Here is a 3,377-nt window from a genome sequence, read left to right as displayed (position 1 = left end):
GCCGCCCCCGCGGGCGGGGACAGCCCCCCGGGGGGCCGGTGGTAGCCGTACCCCCGCTCACGGCTCCGCGCCGGCTTCCAGCCGGCGCGGAGCCGCGCTTCCCGCGTCAGCCGCGGGAACGCGGAGGTGGCGGTTAGGGTCGGGGGGATGATGGGGAGTGGGAGTTTGTTGGCTCTGGCTGTTTTCGATGTGGACAACACGCTTGCCGGTACCGCGCATCGGCAGCATTTCCTGGAGCGGCGCCCCCGGGACTGGGACGGCTTCTTCGCGGCCGCACCCCAGGACCCCCCACTCGCGGAAGGCATCGCACTCGTGCACGAGAGTGCGAAGGAGTGCGAGATCGTCTACCTCACCGGCCGCCCCGAACGCTGCCGCCGCGACACCCTCGACTGGCTCGCAGCCCGGCACCTGCCCGCAGGCGACCTGTACATGCGCGGCAACGCGGACCGCCGCCCCGCCCGCCACACCAAACTCGCGGTCCTGCGCCGCCTCGCCCGCACCCGCGACATCCGGGTCCTCGTGGACGACGACGAACTGGTCTGCCAGGACGCCCGAAAGGCGGGCTTCACCGTCGTCCACGCCCGTTGGACCGCCCCCTCCGGCGACCTGAAGGACGCGCAGGAGCGCGAAGGCCGGACCTGATCAGTCCGACTCGTCCAGGCGGAAGCCCACCTTCAGCCCCACCTGCCAGTGCGCGACCTGTCCGTTCTCGATCTGCCCGCGCACCTGGGTCACCTCGAACCAGTCGAGATTGCGCAGCGTCTGCGAGGCACGCTCGATGCCGTTGCGCACGGCGTTGTCGACGCCGTCCGGCGAGGTACCGACGATCTCCGTGACCCGATAGGTGTGATTCGACATATGACTGCTCCTCTCATGTCACTCCACCGTGCCCCACGCCACGGCCGGGCGCGAGGCGTCGGCCCCGTTCGCCTGACCGCTTGACCTACCCATTGGTCCATACCAAGATACGAAGCACCCGCCCGAGCCCCCGCTCGCCCCCCACGTCGGGCCGCCCTGTCCGTCAGACAGAAACAGGACCCCTCGTGAAACGCCCCCTGCTTGCCCTCGTCTGCGTGTCCGCCTCGCTGCTCAGTGGTTGTGGCTTGATGCCCGGCGACGCGGAACGGAGCACGGTCACCGTGTGGCTGATGCAGCACAGCGCGTCGCAGGAGTACCTGGACCGCTTCACCGAGGAGTTCGAGCGCGAGCACCCCGACCTCGACCTCGACCTCCGCATCCAGGAGTGGACCGGAATCGGCGAGAAGGTGCAGGGGGCCCTGGAATCGAACGAGGCGAACGGCCCCGACGTCATCGAGGTCGGCAACACCCAGGTCGCCACGTACGCGGAGGGCGACGGACTGCTCGACCTCACCCTGGAGTCCATGCGGGACTGGGGCCGCGAGGACTGGCTGCCCGGCCTCGCCGAACCCGGCCAGTGGGGCTCCCAGCAGTACGGCATCCCCTGGTACGCGGCCAACCGGGTCGTCATCTACCGCAAGGACCTCTTCCGCGAGGCCGGCATCACCGCCCCGCCGAAGACCCGCGACGAGTGGCTCGCTCTCACCGAGGAGCTCGACACCGGCGGCAACCAGGGCATCTACCTCGCGGGCCAGGACTGGTACACCCTCGCCGGCTTCATCTGGGAGGAGGGCGGTGAACTCGCCAAGGAGCGTGACGGCGTCTGGCGCGGGGCGCTCGACAGCCCGGCGGCCCTGCGCGGTATGGACTTCTACCGGCAGCTCCAGGCGCTCGGCGACGGACCGGCCGACGCCGACGAGGAACATCCCCCGCAGGCAGGCGTGTTCGCCGAGGGCAAGGTCGCGCAGGTCGTCGCCGTACCGGGACTGGCGAGCGCCATCCTCAAGCAGAACCCGGAACTGAAGGGCGAGTTGGGCTACTTCCCGGTGCCCGGCAGGACCGCCGACAAGCCGGGCGCCGTCTTCACCGGAGGCTCCGACCTCGTCATCCCCGCCAAGACCGACGCCCGGGAGGGCGCCCTCGAGGTCGTCGCCGCCCTGACCGGCGCCGAGTGGAACACCGAACTGGCCCGCACCATGAACTACGTCCCCAACAAGGCCGGGCTCGCCGAGTCGGTGGCGGGGGAGGAGGGGGTCGCGGCCATGGCGGCCGGAGCCGCACAGGGCAGGGCGACCCCCATCACACCCCAGTGGAGCGAGGTCGAGGCGGACAACCCGATCAAGGAGTACATGACCAAGGTGCTCACCGGCTCCGACCCGGCCACCGAGGCCGAACGCGCCGCACGGCGCATCACCGAAGCCCTGGCCTTCGACTAGGGCGATGCGCCGCTCCCGTCAGCGGGCGACGCTCAGGGACAGGGCGAACCGCCCCTCCCCGTCCGTCCACCACCGGGTCAGCTCCAGCCCCGCGGCCGACAGTTCCTCGCGCACTCCCTCCTCGCGGAACTTCGCCGACACCTCGGTGCGCAGATCCTCGCCCGCCGCGAACTCCACGGCGAGTCCCAGGGCGGGGATCTTCACCGTCTGCGCGGTACGCGAGCGCAGCCGCATCTCGATCCACTCGTGTTCGGCGTCCCACACCGCCACATGACGGAACGCGTCCGGATCGAAGTCGGCGCCCAGCTCCCGGTTGACGACGGTCAGCACGTTCTTGTTGAACGCGGCCGTCACCCCGGCCGCGTCGTCGTACGCCCGGACCAGCACCTCCTCGTCCTTCACCAGGTCCGTGCCGAGCAGCAGGGCGTCGCCCGGGGCGAGCAGGGTGCGGACGGCGCCGAGGAACGCCGCACGTTCGGCGGGGAGGAGGTTGCCGATGGTGCCGCCGAGGAACGCCACCAGCCGCGGTCCCGGCGTCCGGGGCAGCGTCATCCGGGCGGTGAAGTCGGCGATCAGCGCGTGCACTTCCAGCCCGGGCCGCTCGGCGACGAGGGCCTCCCCGGCCAGGGTGAGGGCGCTCTCGCTGACGTCGACCGGGACATAGGTGTGCAGCCCGGTCAGCGCGTCGATGAGATGCCGGGTCTTCTCCGAGGAGCCGGAGCCCAGTTCGACCAGGGTGCGGGCGCCGGACGCGTCGGCGATCTCCTCCGAGCGGACGCGCAGGATCTCGCGTTCCGCACGGGTCGGGTAGTACTCGGGCAGCGCGGTGATCTCCTCGAACAGCTCGCTGCCGCGCGCGTCGTAGAACCACTTCGGAGGCAGCGTCTTCGGGCTGCCGGTCAGGCCCTCCTGGACGTCGGAGCGCAGGGCGGCGTCCGTGGTGTCCTCGGGCAGGGTGCGGGTGAGATGGAACGGACTCACGTGAGGGGCTCCTTGAGCGGGGTCAGCAGGATGTCCGTGGGGGTGGCGGCGAGGAGGGTGCGGTCGGGGGCCTGCTGCCAGTGCGGGTCGTCGTCGTAGGGT

Annotated in this window: 4 protein-coding genes and 1 pseudogene; 2 read left to right on the top strand and 3 right to left on the bottom strand. The window is 71.0% G+C overall.

What is annotated here, in order from left to right:
• The first annotated feature begins 168 nt into the window (after positions 1-168).
• Positions 169-642 (top strand): hypothetical protein, encoded by a 474-nt coding sequence (locus ACGFR9_RS29460; protein WP_393214297.1) that lies wholly within the window; start codon positions 169-171, stop codon positions 640-642.
• Here ACGFR9_RS29460 and ACGFR9_RS29455 read toward each other — a convergent pair whose 3' ends face one another.
• Complete coding sequence (locus ACGFR9_RS29455; RefSeq protein WP_393214294.1) at positions 643-858, bottom strand: dodecin; 216 nt, start codon at positions 856-858, stop codon at positions 643-645. It abuts the gene before it with no gap.
• A gap of 185 nt (positions 859-1,043) precedes the next feature.
• Between ACGFR9_RS29455 and ACGFR9_RS29450 the strand changes: the two genes are divergently transcribed.
• Positions 1,044-2,294, top strand: coding sequence for an extracellular solute-binding protein (locus ACGFR9_RS29450; protein ID WP_393214291.1), 1,251 nt, complete (start codon positions 1,044-1,046; stop codon positions 2,292-2,294).
• A gap of 18 nt (positions 2,295-2,312) precedes the next feature.
• Here the strand turns inward: ACGFR9_RS29450 and egtD are convergent, their stop codons facing one another.
• The gene (gene egtD, locus ACGFR9_RS29445; protein ID WP_393214288.1) at positions 2,313-3,275 is read right to left on the bottom strand and encodes an L-histidine N(alpha)-methyltransferase; all 963 of its coding nucleotides are present in this window, start codon (positions 3,273-3,275) and stop codon (positions 2,313-2,315) included.
• A pseudogene (locus ACGFR9_RS29440) lies at positions 3,272-3,377 on the bottom strand (class II glutamine amidotransferase); the annotation flags it as partial. The gene egtD and the pseudogene ACGFR9_RS29440, both read right to left, overlap by 4 nt.

The sequence above is a fragment of the Streptomyces sp. NPDC048584 genome, assembly GCF_043199595.1.
GTDB lineage: Bacteria > Actinomycetota > Actinomycetes > Streptomycetales > Streptomycetaceae > Streptomyces > Streptomyces edwardsiae.
This window is presented reverse-complemented; position numbering and strand designations above follow the sequence as displayed.

What these genes read in the sequence shown, in the direction of transcription:
- ACGFR9_RS29455 (WP_393214294.1), bottom strand. Translation starts at nt 858, where the DNA reads ATGTCGAATCACACCTATCGGGTCACGGAGATCGTCGGTACCTCGCCG.